The 16644-nt window shown below is 46.8% G+C and carries 16 protein-coding genes; 8 read left to right on the top strand and 8 right to left on the bottom strand.

Features of this window, described 5'->3' with window-relative positions; genetic code table 11:
• Positions 1 to 23: 23 nt before the first annotated feature.
• The 7 genes from BST85_RS09245 to BST85_RS09215 all read right to left on the bottom strand — a co-directional run bounded on the left by BST85_RS09245 (position 24) and on the right by BST85_RS09215 (position 4950).
• Positions 24 to 554, bottom strand: coding sequence for a hypothetical protein (locus BST85_RS09245; RefSeq protein ID WP_104812987.1), 531 nt, complete (start codon positions 552 to 554; stop codon positions 24 to 26).
• A gap of 91 nt (positions 555 to 645) precedes the next feature.
• Positions 646 to 1266, bottom strand: a complete 621-nt coding sequence (locus tag BST85_RS09240) for a deoxynucleoside kinase (protein WP_104812986.1) — start codon at positions 1264 to 1266, stop codon at positions 646 to 648.
• A gap of 9 nt (positions 1267 to 1275) precedes the next feature.
• Complete coding sequence (locus tag BST85_RS09235; RefSeq protein ID WP_104812985.1) at positions 1276 to 2049, bottom strand: hypothetical protein; 774 nt, start codon at positions 2047 to 2049, stop codon at positions 1276 to 1278.
• Positions 2050 to 2079: 30 nt separating this feature from the next.
• Complete coding sequence (locus tag BST85_RS09230) at positions 2080 to 2763, bottom strand: response regulator transcription factor (RefSeq protein WP_104812984.1); 684 nt, start codon at positions 2761 to 2763, stop codon at positions 2080 to 2082.
• On the bottom strand, positions 2756 to 3478 hold the full coding sequence (locus BST85_RS09225) for a sensor histidine kinase (protein ID WP_104812983.1): 723 nt from the start codon (positions 3476 to 3478) through the stop codon (positions 2756 to 2758). The genes BST85_RS09230 and BST85_RS09225 overlap by 8 nt, the downstream gene beginning before the upstream one ends.
• Entirely contained in the window at positions 3475 to 4257 is a 783-nt protein-coding gene (locus BST85_RS09220; protein ID WP_146090696.1) for a hypothetical protein, read from the bottom strand. Before BST85_RS09220 ends, BST85_RS09225 begins: the two co-directional genes overlap by 4 nt.
• Positions 4258 to 4266: 9 nt before the next feature.
• Positions 4267 to 4950, bottom strand: coding sequence for a DUF5041 domain-containing protein (locus BST85_RS09215; protein ID WP_104812981.1), 684 nt, complete (start codon positions 4948 to 4950; stop codon positions 4267 to 4269).
• Positions 4951 to 5097: 147 nt separating this feature from the next.
• Here BST85_RS09215 and BST85_RS09210 point away from each other — a divergent pair, with 147 nt between their 5' ends.
• The 8 genes from BST85_RS09210 (at position 5098) to BST85_RS09175 (ending at position 14831) form a co-directional block, all read left to right on the top strand.
• Positions 5098 to 5937 (top strand): GLPGLI family protein, encoded by an 840-nt coding sequence (locus BST85_RS09210; RefSeq protein ID WP_104812980.1) that lies wholly within the window; start codon positions 5098 to 5100, stop codon positions 5935 to 5937.
• Positions 5938 to 6036: 99 nt separating this feature from the next.
• Positions 6037 to 6921, top strand: a complete 885-nt coding sequence (locus tag BST85_RS09205) for a GLPGLI family protein (RefSeq protein WP_104812979.1) — start codon at positions 6037 to 6039, stop codon at positions 6919 to 6921.
• Between the two features lie 21 nt (positions 6922 to 6942).
• Positions 6943 to 9669, top strand: a complete 2727-nt coding sequence (locus BST85_RS09200; protein WP_104812978.1) for a TonB-dependent receptor — start codon at positions 6943 to 6945, stop codon at positions 9667 to 9669.
• A 260-nt stretch (positions 9670 to 9929) separates the two neighbouring features.
• A complete protein-coding gene (locus BST85_RS09195; RefSeq protein ID WP_104812977.1) occupies positions 9930 to 10967 on the top strand; it encodes a serine hydrolase domain-containing protein in 1038 nt (345 codons plus the stop codon).
• A 79-nt stretch (positions 10968 to 11046) separates the two neighbouring features.
• Complete coding sequence (locus BST85_RS09190) at positions 11047 to 12495, top strand: serine hydrolase domain-containing protein (protein WP_104812976.1); 1449 nt, start codon at positions 11047 to 11049, stop codon at positions 12493 to 12495.
• Between the two features lie 23 nt (positions 12496 to 12518).
• Positions 12519 to 13226, top strand: coding sequence for an alpha/beta fold hydrolase (locus tag BST85_RS09185; protein ID WP_104812975.1), 708 nt, complete (start codon positions 12519 to 12521; stop codon positions 13224 to 13226).
• Positions 13227 to 13263: 37 nt separating this feature from the next.
• The gene (locus BST85_RS09180; protein ID WP_181039996.1) at positions 13264 to 13605 is read left to right on the top strand and encodes a hypothetical protein; all 342 of its coding nucleotides are present in this window, start codon (positions 13264 to 13266) and stop codon (positions 13603 to 13605) included.
• Positions 13602 to 14831, top strand: a complete 1230-nt coding sequence (locus BST85_RS09175) for a S41 family peptidase (protein WP_104812973.1) — start codon at positions 13602 to 13604, stop codon at positions 14829 to 14831. The genes BST85_RS09180 and BST85_RS09175 overlap by 4 nt, the downstream gene beginning before the upstream one ends.
• A 15-nt stretch (positions 14832 to 14846) precedes the next feature.
• On the opposite strand, the gene BST85_RS09170 is transcribed toward BST85_RS09175, so the two are convergent.
• The gene (locus BST85_RS09170) at positions 14847 to 16592 is read right to left on the bottom strand and encodes an aromatic amino acid hydroxylase (protein WP_104812972.1); all 1746 of its coding nucleotides are present in this window, start codon (positions 16590 to 16592) and stop codon (positions 14847 to 14849) included.
• Between the last annotated feature and the right edge of the window lie 52 nt (positions 16593 to 16644).

The raw sequence follows: 16644 nt of genomic DNA, 5'->3' as shown, positions 1-16644 counted from the left end.
CCCCATAATTGGGGTGTTTTTTTTTAGTTGAACCTAAAGCAGATAAACTCCTCTACCGCGGTAGTTGTAATGGTAGTGCTGTTGTTTGGATTCACTGTTTGTTCGGAGATCTGACGGGTGAATTCCAAGCGGGTATCCGTCAATAGGTTGATTACAATATCATAGGTCTCCGTAGATTCCTCTATGGTCACCCGGTTGTTGTTACGGGTCCAAGTCCCGTTCTGACTGATGTTTACCTGTGACCCCTGTACAAATGTCTCACCATCCTGAGTAGTGGTTAGGGTGAAGATATAGGTACCGGAAGCATTGTAATTATTTGGACTCTCAGAGAAGATCAGGTTATAACTATTAAAATCGGCACCGATGCCGGAGAACTCCTGGACCGTCACCTCGTCAAATACCTCTATGGTGGTATCTCCATTGATCAGGTAACTGGCCACTTGCCAATTTCCAGTCAGGTCTCCGGTCCTTTCTGCAGGGGGAGCGGCATCATCATCGCTGGAACAGGAACCGATCACGGCCGCCAGTAACAATAGTGTAAAGATCTTTTTCATAGCTCTATGGTGGGTTGATACCCTATAAAACTAAGGGTTTAGCCCAATCAAGGCTCAAAAAAAAAGTTAAAAAGTCTGAAGTATAAGGGGGCTAGTCCTGGAAAAGACCGTGCAGTTGGGCGTCTATCTTGTTGATGACCACTCCCAGGTCCTCCGGGCTATCTACAAAATTGAGTTCATCTACATCGATGACCAAGAGGCCGCCTTTGTCGTAATTGTGGACCCAGGCCTCGTATCGCTCATTCAATCGGCTGAGGTAGTCTATGCTGATGGAATTCTCGTATTCCCTGCCGCGGGCGTGTATCTGTTTGACCAGGTTGGGAATGGAACTTCTGAGGTAGATCAACAAGTCCGGGCCTTCGGTTACGCTTTCCATCAGGTCGAACAGTGAACGGTAATTCTCAAAATCCCGGTTAGTCATCAGTCCCATGGCATGTAGGTTAGGAGCGAAGATGTAGGCATCTTCGTATATGGTCCTATCCTGTATCACATTCTTCCCTCTTCTGCGGATATCCACGATCTGCCGGAAGCGACTATTCAGGAAATAGATCTGCAGGTTGAAGGACCAGCGTTCCATCTGGTTGTAAAAATCGTCCAGATAGGGATTGTCCTCTACATCTTCGTAATGTGCTTTCCAGCGATAATGCTTAGCCAAAAGACGGGTAAGCGTGGTTTTTCCGGAGCCAATGTTTCCTGCGACGGCGACGTGCATGTATTTAAATTACTTGGGTTGGGTCAGTGTAAATCGGTAAATGGTATCACCGTCATAAATATACAGGAATTCCTGTGTTAGCTGCAAGTCTTTTAAGCGTATTTCGGGAACTTCCAATTGGATCAATTCCGGCTGTTCCCTATTTAAGAGATAGATCTGTTCTTCCGAAGCAAGAATCACATTTCTCTTCTGATGAACTACTTGATTCATGCCTTGGGTAGGAATACTCCAAAGGGCACTCCCATAAACATTAAAGGCGTGCAATCCATCCTCCATCAGCAGGTAGCAGTAGTTGAAATCTGAACTCATGCCCAGCACCTCACCAGCTGTAGGCTGAGAGACTATGGTCTGCCTTTGGTTGCGATAATTATAGGTTTCCAATTGCTGGGTGTCCACATTAAAGACCCAAAGACGATTGTTGCCCGTATTGGTGGCTGCATCTACGTTGATGGCCAGGGCCTGGGTGCCCAGGTTGATCCGTTCGATCTCGTTGAGACGGTTGTCCAAAAAGACTACCGTATTAGCGTCCTGATAGAAGACCAAAACATTCAGAGGATTGATGATATCAACCGAATGTATGGGGCCCAAACCGTAATCCCGGAAGACGAATTCTCCCAAGGGACCGGTCTTGTGGATCACACTTTCCAACTCATAGAATAAATTCCCGTAGGTGTCATAGCCAAGGAATCGATCGGCCTTTAAGGTTTCGCTACCTTCTAATTTTAGCTGTTGTGCAGAAAGGGTTGTGAAAAATAAGAAACTAAGCAGCAGGGCAATTCGCATGTCAGAAAGATACGAAAACTGGGGTTGGTCTCAGCAGATCAGTTTGTATCCATACCCCCGGACATTGACGATCTGCAGATCTGGATCCTTCTTCAGTTTTTTTCGAAGTTTGGTGATAAAGACATCCATACTGCGAGCACTGAAGAAGTCATCGTCGTTCCAAAGTTTTTTTAGGATCATGGAACGGTCTAGTACCTGGTTTCGGTTGTTCTGCAAATGGAACAGTAAATGGGCTTCCCGGTGGGTGAGGGAAACCGCTTCTTCCTCTTGGTATTGCAACAGTTGTTTCTTCAGGTCGAAACGAAAGCCCCCGATCTGTATCTGCTCCAGTTTGGCATCGCTTTTCTTGCGATCCAGCAAATTTTCTACCCGCACAATGAGTTCCTCCATGCTGAAGGGTTTCTTCAAGTAATCGTTGCCGCCTAGCGTAAATCCCTCTACCACATCGGCTGTTTGAGATTTGGCGGTCAGAAAGAGGATGGGAGTATCTCTATCCTGTTGTCGTATCTCACGGGCCAGGGTAAAACCGTCCTTTTTTGGCATCATCACATCCAGTACCAGTATATCTGGCAACTCTTGCTCGTAGGCATCCTTGGCCAGGGCGCCATCGGGACAGAGGGTCACCCGGAAATCCCGGGTTTCTAGACTTTCCTTGACGATCTGGCCCAGGGCAGGTTCGTCTTCAGCCAACAGGATGTGGATGTTATTACTCATGCGGTAGTCTTATCTCAAAGGTAGTAGGTTCTGTCGAGATCAACTGCAACTGCCCACCGTGCTTTTCGATCATACTCAGTGAGTAGTACAGACCAATACCGTAGCCCTTTACATCGTGAGTATTCCCGGCAGGGATGCGATAGAATTTCTCAAATATCCGCTTTCTATGCTCTCCGCTTAGGCCATTGCCGGAATCCTGTATTCTAATGACCACAGCTTCTGTATTCCGACCTATATGCAGATCGATCTTATCGCCTCCATATTTTACGGCATTATCCAGGATGTTATTGATGGCGTTCTCAAAGTGAAATGGATCTACCGGGTAAAGGATCTCTTCGGTTTCAGACTCAAAGTTCAACTGCTTACCAGACTGGACCATGGCTTCCGAATGAATGAGCCGGTCCAGCATGGCAACCAGGTTGGTTGGTTCGGTATTCAGTATAACCTCTCCCCGGTCCAGGGAAGCCGTATCCAGGAGCTTTTCTACCATCCCGTTAAGCCTCTCCAATTGTTCGGTACTCATCTGCACGTACTTATGTGTCCGCTGATTTTGCTCTTCCCCGCTAAATGATTCGATGGCTTCCAGGGCCACACCTATGGTCGCGATGGGAGTCTTGAACTCGTGGGTGATGTTGGAGATGAGGTCATTCTTGATCTCGGCCAGTGCTTTCTGTCTGCGGATAACCGCCAGTAAGTAAAGTAGAGAAGCAATCACCCCCCGATCAAAAGAAAGGACAGCAAGATCCCGGCTATGTTCTTTTTAAGCACAGCCAGTGTGATATTGCTGTAGTGCGCAGTCAGGGTGTTACCATAGACAAAGTATGGAGATTTGGTAGTAGTGGTGAGCGTAGCCATTTCGATGATCTCCGGCCTAATCTCGTCCGGTTCACCCAACAATTGGGTATTTCTCAAACCGTATTGCAGCTCGATTTCCTTGCGGTCCAGTTCAGATTGAAATAGTGTGTCTACCTGCTTCAAGGACAATTCGTCTTCCCGAAAAGAAACCACGATACGTGTGGAGAGTGACTCAATGGGATCCGCCAGGCTATCTATGAGTGTATTGAGATGAATGCGCTCCAATCCTACACTGGAAGCGTCAAGGGGAAAGAAGGTTGAAAGACTGGAGTCTGTTTGAATCCCTTTCATGGTCAACTCACCTTGTTGATACCCTTTGATACTCCGGGTGCCAGAATCATAACCTTTTAGTGTGATGGTCTTACCGCCAAGCGCTAAACTATCCCGATTCACGAATAAGGAATCCAAGGTCAAGGACTGGATCTTTATACTGTCACCCTTCCAATTTAGGGATCGCTCCTTGGCCAGCTCGACGTAGTAGGTATCCACCGCCTTGTCCAGGCTAGTCTGGACGTCGTTCATCAGCTGCCGTTTACCCTCTTGATAATTCTTATAATTCCAGTAGATCTGAGTGCAAAGGGTGATCCCGATCACTCCCGCGATAAAATAGACGATCCACTGTTGTTTGGTACTGTTCATGTCAGGATCTTACTCAAGCGTTTTTTGGTTTTCGGTTTCAGAAATTTTATAGTTGATCACCACATAATTGGGCGAATAATCCAGAAGTTCCTGGGTTCCCTCGTCGTTTTCCTTCAGGTTGACCACTCCGCAAAAGCGGTGAAAATTGTACTGCTTGTCCAGCCAGGAAGAGGCAAAGATCAGCAGCGGGACTTTTTGGTTTAGTTTCCACTGGGTATCCTCATAAGCTCTCCAATTGTAAAACTGTCTGTGGTCCGTTTTACCCAGATTAATTTCCTTGGTGGTTCCCAGGGCGTAGGTCCGGATATTCAATGTACTGTTATTTTCTTCCGTCTTGGTAAAGATCTTGATCTGATCGATGAACCCCTGATTGTATTCTCCATCTATCCAGAAGCCATAGTCATTAGTAAAATCGACCAGGGTATCGGTGTTTATCAATTTACCTTGTATGTATTCGTCTGCAAAAATTTGCAACTTGTATTCCTTGTCAAAGGTCCCGATGTTGAATTTGTGTGCGCCTATCCCGGCCATTTCCAAAGCCTGAAGCAGATCGAGCTTGGTCATTTCGGCCTGGTTGTAAAAGTCATTAGAGTCTTCTTTCTCGATCTGAGGACGTTGATCGACCGCTCGCTGTTCTTGCGAATAAGAAACCAGGCTGATCATTAAAAAGACAAGGAGGATGTATTTTTTCATCTTAATTTGCGTGATAGTTCACAGCAAATGTATAGACTTAGCTGTTGTGCGACCACATCGGTTAACACTCGTTAACACAGCTTAACAGACAGTGTGCCTCAGAGAATTCATCTTTGTGGTGTAATTATTCAATCAAACACGAACATCATGAGAACACAATTAACGATCACTTTATTTTTCAGCCTGATGGTTTCTGTCATGCTCGCTCAGGATTTTACGGGTATCGCTACCTATAAGACACAGCGAAAGATGGAATTGCAATTGGATAGCACCATGAACGATGCCATGCAGGAGCAGATCCAGGCCATGCTCAAAAAACAATTCCAGCAGGAATACACCCTGGAATTTGACAAGAATCAAGGTGTCTATAAGCGGGTACAAAAGCTGGACGATAAATCCACCATGTCCAGTGGCGGTATGCAGATTGTCATTGCTGGTTCCGGTAGCAACAACGTCCGGTACTCCAATGTGGAAGAGAACAGATTGGCTTACAAGAACGAGATCTTTGGCAAGGTCTTTCTGATCAAGGATGAATTGGAGGAACAGCAATGGGTGATGACCAAAGAAACCAAAAACATTGGTGAATACCTCTGTTTTAAAGCCACCTACGAGGATACTCGGGAGGTGCGCAGTTTCTCTACGGGAGATGAAGACGAGGAAGGTGAAGAGACCGTTACTGAAGAGGCCTTTACAGTGACCGCCTGGTACACTCCTCAGATCCCGGTCAAATTAGGTCCGGACGATTATCACGGCTTGCCCGGACTGATCTTGGAGGTGAATGACGGTACAACCACCATGCTCTGCAGTAAAGTGGTGCTCAACCCGAAGGATGGGGTGGACCTCACTGAACCGAAAACCGGAAAAGTTGTAACCCAGGAAGAATTCCGCGAGATCATGGATGCCAAGATGGAGGAAATGAACGAGCAGTATCAATCCGACGGCAGACGAAATGGTCAACGCGGATTCCAGATCCGAATAGGAGGCTAATTGTGAGCATGGAGGGTTAAACCTTTTTAACTAAATGTTGTCAAATTAACTGATATCGATTTTGTTAATTTGTTCAACCATCAGTTACAAGGACCAAACATGAAAAAAACTACCCTCCTGCTGGCACTGCTTTGCTCAGTTGTCAGCCTTGCCCAAAGCATAAGCGGACAGGCTACTTATATGTCTAAGACCACTGTCGATATGGACAGCTGGGGTGACGGACGTATGAGTGAAGACATGAAGAAGCAGATAGCCGAACGTATGAAAAGCTTTCTGGAAAAGACCTTTATTTTAACGTTTAACGAGAGTCAGTCCATCTACAAGGAGGAGGAAAAATTAGAAGCCGGTAGCGGGAGTCGAGGCTGGGGGATGATGATGAATAGCTATTCAGCAGGAGCCCAGTACAAGGATATCTCCAAGAACCAGATCCTGGAAGAACGGGAGTTCTTTGGCAAGCAGTTCCTGATCAATGATACCATTACCAATCTGAAATGGGAGATCACCAAGGATTCCCGGATGATCGGTCAGTATATGGCAATCAAAGCCATAGGTATGAAGCAGGTCGATCCCAACGACTTCAGTATGGCCCGCAGGCGAAACCGGAACAATGACGAGAACAAGGAAGAGGCTAAGGACAGCACGGATACGGCTTCGGCAGAGGATGATCCCATGAGCGAGATCGAAGTGCCCAAGGAAGTTGCTGTAACGGCCTGGTTTACCCCTCAGATCCCTGTGGGAACCGGACCAGGAGAATACGGAGGCTTGCCAGGTTTGATCCTGGAACTCAACGTAGACCGGACGACAATCCTCTGTTCCAAGATCGTGATGAATCCCAAGGAGGCCGAGAAGATCGAAGCGCCCAAGAAAGGTGATGAGGTTTCCCGAGAGGAGTACAATCTGATCGTCAAGGAGAAAACGGAAGAAATGCGCGAGAACTGGCGCCGCGGAGGCGGACGTCGTGGAGGTGGACGCAGAGGAGGCTGATTCTAATCATCAATCATTCACATGAAAAATTTTATTTGGGCAACACTACTGTTGCTTACAGGGACCCTTTCGGCTCAAAGTATCCGGGTGCAGGGGGTAATCACAGATAGCATTGGAGCTCCATTGGAGTTGGCCAATGTGATCGCTACGGTCAAAGAAAGTGGCGATATTGAATCCTATGGGATCACTAATTCTGACGGGAAATATCAACTCGACCTGGGTAAAGGGAATACCTATGTGCTCAAAGCCAGCTTCCTGGGTTATGAGACCCTGGAAGAAGAGGTAACTGTTCCGGCTGACGGAGAGAACATCACCAAAAACTTCACCCTAAAATCACAGGCCTCTTCCCTGGATGCGGTAGAGATCGTTTACGAGATGCCGGTTACCGTAGAGGGTGACACCATTACTTACAATGCAGACTCCTTTAACAGGGGAGACGAGCGCAAACTGGGGGATGTACTTCAGAATTTACCGGGAGTGGAAGTGAACGATGATGGAGAGATCGAGGTAGAAGGGAAGACGGTATCTAAAGTGATGGTAGAAGGCAAGGATTTCTTTGATGGAGATTCCAAACTGGCCACCAAGAATATTCCATCGGATGCCGTTGATAAAGTTCAGGTACTGAGAAACTACTCCGAGGTGAGCCAGCTGAGCGGGGTCACCAACAACCAGGACAATATCGCGATCAACATTAAACTGAAGGAAGGGAAGAAGAACTTCTGGTTTGGGGAGGTCACTGCAGGTGCCGGAGTAGATAGCGACTCTGACGGCCGATATTTGGTCAAACCCAAACTGTTCTACTATAGCCCCAAATACAGCATCAACATCATTACCGATTTTAACGATATCGGAGATGTGCCCTTTACTTTCCGGGATTACTTCAACTTTACCGGAGGGTTTAGAAACTTCAATTCTGGTGGTGGGACCCGCTTTAACATCAGCCAGAGTGATTTGGGCTTTGCGGTGCAGCAGAACAACCGGGCCAATGCAATCGAGTCTAATTTCATTGCCGGAAACTTTTCCTGGAATGTCTCCAATGCCTGGGATGCCAGTGGTTTTGCCATACTTTCCGATAACAAGACCAATTTTGTGACCAACAGCCTACGGCAATTTATCAGCTCTGGTACAGTAGAGGCCACCGAAAGCAATACAGATCAGCGCAACCAGTTAGGAATGCTAAAACTGAGTACGGTGTACAAGCCGGGACCTGATTTCCAGTTGGACTACGATGCCCTGATCAAGGGATCCAACCAGACCGAGGACAACAGCACTTTGTCCCAGTTTGAAAACAATACCAACGACATTGTACAGGAAAAAGATAACGAGCCCTTCTCAGTGAACCAGAACATCAACGCCTATTACACCCTGGACGAGAAGAACATATTTGCCGGTCAGGTACAGCATCTGTACCAGGACGAAAACCCCTTCTATAAGGCGGTGACGGACCTTCAGCCTTTCCCGGGGATCTTGCCGGTGGATATGATGGTAGATCGATTCGATGTGAACCAGCAAAAGAACATCCAGACCAACAAGATCGATGCGAAGGTGGACTGGTTCTATGTGGTGAACAACCTGAGTAACTTCACCTTCACCGGTGGGGTTACCTACAGCAACCAGCAGTTTGACTCCAATATCTTCCAGTTATTGGACAATGGAGGCAGGCTGGACCTGGAAGAGACCGACCCCATTGATGGGGAGACTCAACCCCTGGCCAATGATGTGCGCTACCGCTTTACCGATCTCTTCCTGGGAGCCCGATATAAGTTCAAGGCTGGGAAATTTATCGTGACCCCGGGTCTGACCCTACACAACTATAATGTGGCCAATGACCAATTGGGAATTGATACTTCCCAAAACGATTGGTGGTTATTGCCCGATTTTAATACGGTATTCGAGATCAAGCAGAGTGAGAACATTCGCTTCAACTATGCCATGGTAGCCAGTTATACGGACGTAAACAACTTTGCAGAGGCCTATGTGTTCAATAACTATAACAGTCTCTTCCGAGGGAACCGCTTTCTGGAGAATTCCATCTCCCATGAGCTTAGACTGAATTACTTCAGCTTTAACCTGTTCAACAACACCTCTATCAGTGCGGCGCTTAATTATACCAAGCGGATAGAAGGGGTCAAGCAGAATGGGGTGATCGTTTCCATCAACCAAGTTCAGCGGCCGGAGAACATTAGTTCCAACTTCCCGGACGAGACCTTTACGGCCTTTGGAAACTTCAGTAAACGGATCAAAAAGATGCGATTTTCCCTTAGTGCAAACCTGTCACTCAGTGAATCCTATAACATCGTTAATCAACGGATCCAACGCTCGGATAACTTTGGCCAGAACTATCGCTTCAGTGCGCGTTCCTCCTTTAGGGAGTGGCCCAATTTTGAGGTGGGTTACCGGGTGAATATCAACCAGTATGACAATGGTGGGTTTACCCAGACCTTCTATACCCAGCAGCCGTTCTTCAATGTGGATGTGAACTTCCTAAAGAACTTCACCCTGAGTGCCCAGTGGGACTTCTACGATTATACCAACGACAACAATACGGTAGAGAATGATTATTCCTTCCTGGACGCCACCCTCTACTACCAGAAAGGGGATAGTCCCTGGGAGTTCTCCGTACAGGCCACCAACCTCCTGGATACGGAATTCCTGAATAACGACTCCACCAACGATCAATTCTTTACCACCAACCAGTTCTTTGTGCTACCGCGTATCGTCATGTTTGTGGCGCGCTACGAGTTATAGATTATGGAACAAAGGACAAAAAGGAAGCCAGACCCAGCCAACAAGAAGTATTGGGATCGATTGGGAAAATGGAAGAAAGAGATCCTTGAGGCCTATTTGAAGAGCTCAGAAAAACGTAGTTTATGATCAATGAAACTAAACCCCGGTTAAGGCCGGGGTTTTTCTTTGCACCTATCTGGTTAGAAATGTGTAGCTTGGAGTTTGGATTACTTGGTAGGTCCAAACCACAATTAAATTAGCATAACAAAAAGGCCTCATTCATGCCGAAAAAGAAATCAAAAACAATAATTAGGATCATCCTGTTCCTGGGGACCGCAATCTCCCTCTACTTTGTTCCCTGGCTCTTGGTCAAGGCATGGATACTTCCCTTACCAGACACAGTCCAGGAACAAGCAGATGAAGCCGTGGGTCATGGGTTCGAAGGAGTGATCGTCTATGTAGACCAAGCCGGCGAATCGACTCAGTATGCTGCTGCAGGTTGGCACGACAGGGAATTGAAGATCCCGGCCAGGGCTGATTCCTTTTTTAAGATTGCCAGTATCAGTAAGCTGTTTGACGCTGTGGCCGTGACTAAACTGGTCGGTGACGGGCGGCTATCTTTGGATAAAATGGTAGCCGACTATTTACCTGAGTTGGAAGGACGAATTGAAAACGCTGATAAGATCACCCTAAGGATGATGATACAACACCGAAGCGGCATCCCAAATTTCACCGATACTCCCAATTTCTGGGCGGCACCAACAGAGACCTACGAAGAGAGTCTGGCCTTGATCCTGGACAAACCAGCCAACTTTGAACCAGGAGAAGACTATGAGTATTGCAATACGAACTACTTGCTGATCAATAAGATCATGGACGACGAATTGGGTTACGGTAACTTTCAATTCATCCAGGAAGAGATCCTATCACCCTTAAGCCTGAACAACACCTACAGTTCCCTAAATGAGGTCAATATTGACGATGTGATGAGCGGTTATCATGTGGGTTATCCAGACGACCTGAAAACCAACGATTTCGGCATGCATGCCACTGCAGAGGATGTGGGCACTTTCCTTAGAGCATTGAATGACGGCTCAATATTCGAACCGGGAGAACAGGAGATCTACGCCTCCATCTATGAATTTGAACATGGTGGTTGGGTGCCCGGATACCAGAGTTTCGCCAATTATGAAGAGGATACCGATGCGGTCATTGTTGCTTTCTACAGCACCACAGATCCAAAACTGTACAACTGGAACTTGTCCGAGATCATCAACAACCGCTTTGCCAAAATACTGGAAAGGAATAAAGACTTGTAGCAAACCGTTCTTAACATCCATATAATGTTACTGCCGGATTGATAGTAAAATGTTAAGGCTCCATATGATACTGTAATTAATGAGAAGAAATACACTACTTATTACCATATTGATACTGGCGGTCTCTGCTGCCTACGCGCAACAGTCAGAATCCTACGATTATGCCGGTTCCAACAGGAAAATGATCCAACACGGTGTTCAGGCGGTGCTCTGCTGCAACGGGCTGTTTACTTCCCACCGAACCCTGGAGCAAGTCTACGATCAGGAACTCAAGTACTTGAAAGAGCCCGTAGGTACTGCAACTGGAGGAGATTATGAGATCGATTGGGACAGAAAAACGGTCACCATCGGTTCTGAAGAGAACGGTCCTATCATGCGAGCCGCTTTCAGAACAGGGATCGGATGCGTCATCCTGGCACCCGATCAAACCTTTGACGTTATTGATGATCTTCCTGTCCAAAGTCTTCCTCCGCTTTCGGGAGATCCAACTACTATTGCCTGGCCTGAAGGCGATCTGGTTAAGAAACAGACACTGCCTGATTACATAGATTCCGGTCGCTTGGTCGAGGCCTCCAATTGGTCATTTCAGCGGGATTCTCAGGAACAAGTCACCCTAAGTTTGCTGGTAGTTCACAAGGGGCAGATCATATTGGAAAAGTATGCCGAAGGGGTGGATATGTACACCAAAACACGCACCTGGTCTACGGCTAAGAGTGTTGCAACTACTTTGATCGGTATGTTGGTGGACCAGGGGAAAATGAGTTTGGACCAACCATTGGGGATCGAATGGCTGCCTGAAGAACACACCTCAGAAAATGATCCACGATCGGCCATTACCCTGAGGCATGTTCTAAATATGTCTAGTGGTCTTTACACGGTAGATAATAGAAGGATGGAGTATGCGACGGGATCAGGACTTTCCTATTGGGCAGGAGCAAGTTCTGTGAATGGGGCAAGAAATAGGGGGCTGATCAGGGCGCCAGGATCCTATTGGGATTATGAGAATTACGATACGCTCTTGGCGGTCTTGGCCATGAAAAATGCACTGGGCGATGAGCAGACTTATAGAGAATTTCCAAGAAAAGCCCTGTTTGATAAGATTGGGATGAGAAATACCTTTCCCAGTACTGACCGATTCGGGGATTTTATATTCAGTAGTCAGGTCTATACTAATGCCAGGGACCTGGCCCGGTTTGGCATGCTTTACCAGCAAAACGGTATTTGGAATGGGGAGCGATTAATTTCCGAGGAGTGGATAGACTTTGTTAGAACCCCCGCGCCTTCCACCGTAGAACGCGGCAATTTTTACGGTGGCCAATGGTGGTTAGTTCCAGATGATCGGACAGATGTGCCCAAAGACGCATACTCGACCGCGGGAAACAGAGGGCAATATGTGATCGTGGTGCCGTCCCATGATCTGGTCATTGTTAGAAGAGGTCTGGATTACGGCAGACAAGGATTTGACCGATGGGATGTGACCAGAGAGGTGCTTAAGGCGTTTCCACAGGATTATCAATCCAAGGATTAGCGGTGATCAATGCCTTTTGATAAATGAAGTTACAGCCTTTACTATTATTACACGGCGCCCTGGGAAGCAAAGCCCAATTGGCTGGAATTAAAAAAGAACTTGATCCACATTACGAGGTCCATTCAATGGATTTTGAAGGTCATGGGGATAAGCCTTCTGATCGTGATTTCCGCATGGAGCATTTTACCGAAAATGTAGTGTCCTTTCTGGATGAGCACAACTTAGGTAGTGTCTCAATATTCGGATATAGCATGGGAGGCTATGTGGCTCTAAACCTTGCCAGACAGGATCCCGATCGGGTGAAAAGAATAGTCACCTATGGAACCAAATTCGATTGGAGACCCGAGACCGCAGCCAAAGAAGTGAAAATGTTGGACCCTGATCTGATCCAGGCAAAAGTGCCCCACTTTGCAGCTCATCTTGACACTGTTCACCAGGGAACAAATTGGAAAGATGTATTGTCTAAGACTGCAAAAATGATGCTGGCTCTCGGAGAGAATCCACCATTGACGCCATCGACTTTATCAAAAATTGATCAGCCCGTATTAATTGGGATAGGGTCAGAAGACAATATGGTCAGCTTGGGAGAATCGGAGAATACAGCAGCCACTTTGAAAAACGGAGAATTAAAAGTTTTAGACCGATATAAGCACCCCATCGAGAAGAATGATCCAGCAATTTTAACCAACATGATAAGTAGTTTTATTCTAGAATCAGATGAAAATGGTTGATCCAATCTCGATAAATCGGTCTTGTATTATCGGTTTGATGATGAGTATAATATTGATCGGTTGTGGCTTAAACTCTGCAGAGGAAAACCTCCTAGGGCGTTGGGTAGAAACAGAGAATGAGCAGATCGTCTGGCAGTTTTATCCGGATAGCCTGGTCATAACAGAGGACCCTTTTAGAAGAGTTGATTGGGGAGCAACTTCTTCGAAGATAATGGTCGATTATCCAAAGATATTTTGGGATTCTGAGGGTAAGCCGCGGGATACGATAGATCCCATTGTAATTGACTACAAGCTTTCTGAGAATCGCGATACCATGATAGGAACCTTGAAAAATATGCACGGAACTCACGAATTTGGACTGATAAGAAGCGAAAAATGAAAAGACAATTCATCAATCTGGGGATAGCCTTATTCGGCTTCTTGGGATTTTCCCAAAACCAAGTGAACCCGGCTCAAATCCAAGAAGATTTAAATGACTTATTAGGTTACTATAGCACCCGCTATGTCTATTATGCCGACAAGCAAGTGGACATGGACTGCATTCGGGAGAAGTACAGTGCGATGATTCCGTCCCTACAAAACCGTTCAGATGTCATCCTCTTTTTCGAATATGTGCTGAACGAATTCTACGACAGTCATATCTCCTTAAGTACCAATCTCAGGGAGTCTTACCGGCTCTGGTCACCCATCTTCATAGAACTCAAAAACGGTAAGGCTATCATCAAGAATGTATGGCAAACCCAACTTGCCAATCTGGAACAAGATATTTTGGGAGCTGAGATAGCTAGTTTCAATGGGGTCAGTTTTGATCAAACGATAGACGACTTCCCATCACTTTGCAATGACAAGAATTCGGATGAGGTACTTAAGTGGATCGCAAACAAGGTGGTGGCGGGCAAGTACAGTGAGCCAAGGGTACTGGGCTTGAAACTGAAAGATGGAAGGCAGGTCCAGTTTGACATGGATGCGCTGAGGTTCAAGGAAGACAGTGGTCTGGTCACTACAGAGATAAAAGCCGGCATTGCCATTGTCCGTCTGAATAATTCCCTGGGAAATAACCAATTGATCTCCGAATTTGACCGGGTTTTGGACGGCCTTATGGACACAAAAGGCTTGATTCTAGATCTGAGAAACACCAATACCGGCGGCAATACTTACGTGGCCAAGGGAATCATGAGTCGGTTCATAGACCGAGAGCTGCCTTATCAAAAGCATGAATACACTGAGATGTACGACAATCAGCCTGCCATTGTGCGCAGCTGGTACGAACTGGTTAGACCCAGGGGGAAACAGTACACCAAACCTGTGGTGGTCTTGGTTGGCCGATGGACTGGCAGTATGGGAGAAGGTATGGCCGTAGGCTTTGATGCCATGAAGCGGGCGCCTGTTGTGGGTACAGAAATGAAGCGACTGGCTGGTTCCGATTTTGATTTCACCTTTAAACACCAGGATTTCCGCTTTAAGATCATCCTTGAAAAGCTCTATCACGTGAATGGAACGCTGCGTGAGGAATATGTACCAGAGCACTATGTTAAGCAGTCCACCTTGGACAAAGATGAAACTTTGGAAAAAGGAATAGAGTTAATACGGAAAGTGACAGACTAATCCAATGTCATTTAACTACAAAAGATCCAGACCACCTTGGATCAAATGCGCCACTTCCGGGCGGGTTTTCTGAAGCTCCAAGAGGTGGTTCTGACTTTGCTCACGCCATCTGGAATCATTAGCCACTCCCCATTCATGAATTTCGAGTGACAAGAGCCAATCGCTTGGAAACTCTTGTTCCAGTTGCATAAGAATCTCGTACATCCTGTCGCTTGAACTTGTACCGGACTGTCTGATATCTCTTACCTCCTGATAAAGTCCATTGAGAGTCTTATCCGCTTGGGACATTTCCGGCATAATGGTCGGGGTGTCACTTGGTTTATGGGTCATCTGGGTAAACGAAAGGTAGTCTGCCGTCCCGGCAAAGGCCGATACGACCTCTTTTCCAACCGCCATGTCGAATTCCCCCCATTCCGGTTTGAACAATACTTCGCCCTGGTAAGTAACAGTACAGTCTGTAAACTGGATCAGCATCAATTCTCCTCTAAGGTTTCTCATCCCAGTGACGTTAAGCCCCTCTACGGTGATACCGCTTTCAAACTCGAAGGAGATTGGCTTACCATCATAAAAATTGTAAGCCTGCAGGTCCCGGGGCCCCATATTTTCGATGGCCAGGTTGATCTTTTTAAGTTTACCCAGCGGAGAGCTAAACCCATGCGCGTGCCGGCTGATTCCATGACCGATCACTTCTTTTTCCCGATAAGCCAGGGCGGTTGGTCCTTCTGTCTTGAAGAAGACCACCTCGTTATCCTCGTTCTGTATCATCCGGGTAAATACACCTGTGATCTGCAGCCCGGTACTCAGTTCTATGGTTCCGACCTGCTTGGAATCGATCAGTTTTTTCAAACCGCGCCATCCTCCTTTTCGCACAGCCATGGTATTGGCAAATTCCTCCAGTACCTCTTGTAAATAGGCAAAATCCGGAGTTACGAACAATTGCGGCTGAGGTTTGGTGATATCAAAATCCTGGTAGGCCGCATCTATGGAATAAGGGATCTTCTCCACTTCTGCTTTCATGCACCACTCGCTTTCCCCTATGGAGGATAGCAATCCGGCTCCGTAGATCTTAGGGTCTTCCACGGTACCAACCATACCGTATTCCACGGTCCACCAGTGCAGGTTTCGGATCAGGGCCATTTCGGACGGCTCCACCTTTTTGGCTTGTAGCGCGTTGACCCGTTCTTCGGCTGCATCGATGTCCGACTGAGGTATACCCTCAGCTTCCTTAAGTATGGACAATTCCCTGACAGCCTCGTACATGTCCTGGTCGTGGGCGGATAGGATGGCCTTGGCACCGATCTCTCCAAAACGCCTCAGGTATTCTGCATAGTCCGGGCTGGCAATGATGGGCGCGTGTCCGGCTCCTTCGTGTATGATGTCCGGAGCTGGAGTGTACTCCATATTCTCCAGTTGACGGATCTCACTGGCGATCACCAGTATCTTATACGCCTGAAATTCCATAAAGGCATTGGGAGGGATAAAACCATCAACAGCTACAGCAGCCCAACCAATTTCCTTCAGGATACGATTCATCCCATACATAGAGGGGATCTCTTCTATAGAGATTCCTGTCTGTCTTAAACCGTCCAAATAACTTTCGTGAGCAACCTTGCCTAGGTAGTCCACATTCTTACGCATCACATAGCGCCAAACCGCTTGGTTGATAGGTGTATAGTGATCGTAATTCTGAGGCTTGATGTATTGCTTCAGATGCGGTGGTAACCGATCTATAAGTTCGTTGCTTTCGTATCCCTTTTCCATAAGAAGCTCAAAAATAAGAACAAACCTCAGATTTTAGGGGTATTCCGGCTCG

Origin of the sequence: Aureitalea marina (genome assembly GCF_002943755.1) — a bacterium.
Classification (GTDB): Bacteria; Bacteroidota; Bacteroidia; order Flavobacteriales; family Flavobacteriaceae; genus Aureitalea; species Aureitalea marina.
The sequence above is the reverse complement of the archived record's forward strand: the minus strand, read 5'-3'. Positions and strand labels throughout refer to the sequence as shown.

Bases quoted from the DNA above. Each gene is read 5' to 3' on its own strand.
- BST85_RS09245 (WP_104812987.1), bottom strand. From the start codon at position 554: ATGAAAAAGATCTTTACACTATTGTTACTGGCGGCCGTGATCGGTTCC.
- BST85_RS09240 (WP_104812986.1), bottom strand. From the start codon at position 1,266: ATGCACGTCGCCGTCGCAGGAAACATTGGCTCCGGAAAAACCACGCTT.
- BST85_RS09235 (WP_104812985.1), bottom strand. From the start codon at position 2,049: ATGCGAATTGCCCTGCTGCTTAGTTTCTTATTTTTCACAACCCTTTCT.
- BST85_RS09230 (WP_104812984.1), bottom strand. From the start codon at position 2,763: ATGAGTAATAACATCCACATCCTGTTGGCTGAAGACGAACCTGCCCTG.
- BST85_RS09220 (WP_146090696.1), bottom strand. From the start codon at position 4,257: ATGAACAGTACCAAACAACAGTGGATCGTCTATTTTATCGCGGGAGTG.
- BST85_RS09215 (WP_104812981.1), bottom strand. From the start codon at position 4,950: ATGAAAAAATACATCCTCCTTGTCTTTTTAATGATCAGCCTGGTTTCT.
- BST85_RS09210 (WP_104812980.1), top strand. From the start codon at position 5,098: ATGAGAACACAATTAACGATCACTTTATTTTTCAGCCTGATGGTTTCT.
- BST85_RS09205 (WP_104812979.1), top strand. From the start codon at position 6,037: ATGAAAAAAACTACCCTCCTGCTGGCACTGCTTTGCTCAGTTGTCAGC.
- BST85_RS09200 (WP_104812978.1), top strand. From the start codon at position 6,943: ATGAAAAATTTTATTTGGGCAACACTACTGTTGCTTACAGGGACCCTT.
- BST85_RS09195 (WP_104812977.1), top strand. From the start codon at position 9,930: ATGCCGAAAAAGAAATCAAAAACAATAATTAGGATCATCCTGTTCCTG.
- BST85_RS09190 (WP_104812976.1), top strand. From the start codon at position 11,047: ATGAGAAGAAATACACTACTTATTACCATATTGATACTGGCGGTCTCT.
- BST85_RS09185 (WP_104812975.1), top strand. From the start codon at position 12,519: ATGAAGTTACAGCCTTTACTATTATTACACGGCGCCCTGGGAAGCAAA.
- BST85_RS09180 (WP_181039996.1), top strand. From the start codon at position 13,264: ATGATGAGTATAATATTGATCGGTTGTGGCTTAAACTCTGCAGAGGAA.
- BST85_RS09175 (WP_104812973.1), top strand. From the start codon at position 13,602: ATGAAAAGACAATTCATCAATCTGGGGATAGCCTTATTCGGCTTCTTG.
- BST85_RS09170 (WP_104812972.1), bottom strand. From the start codon at position 16,592: ATGGAAAAGGGATACGAAAGCAACGAACTTATAGATCGGTTACCACCG.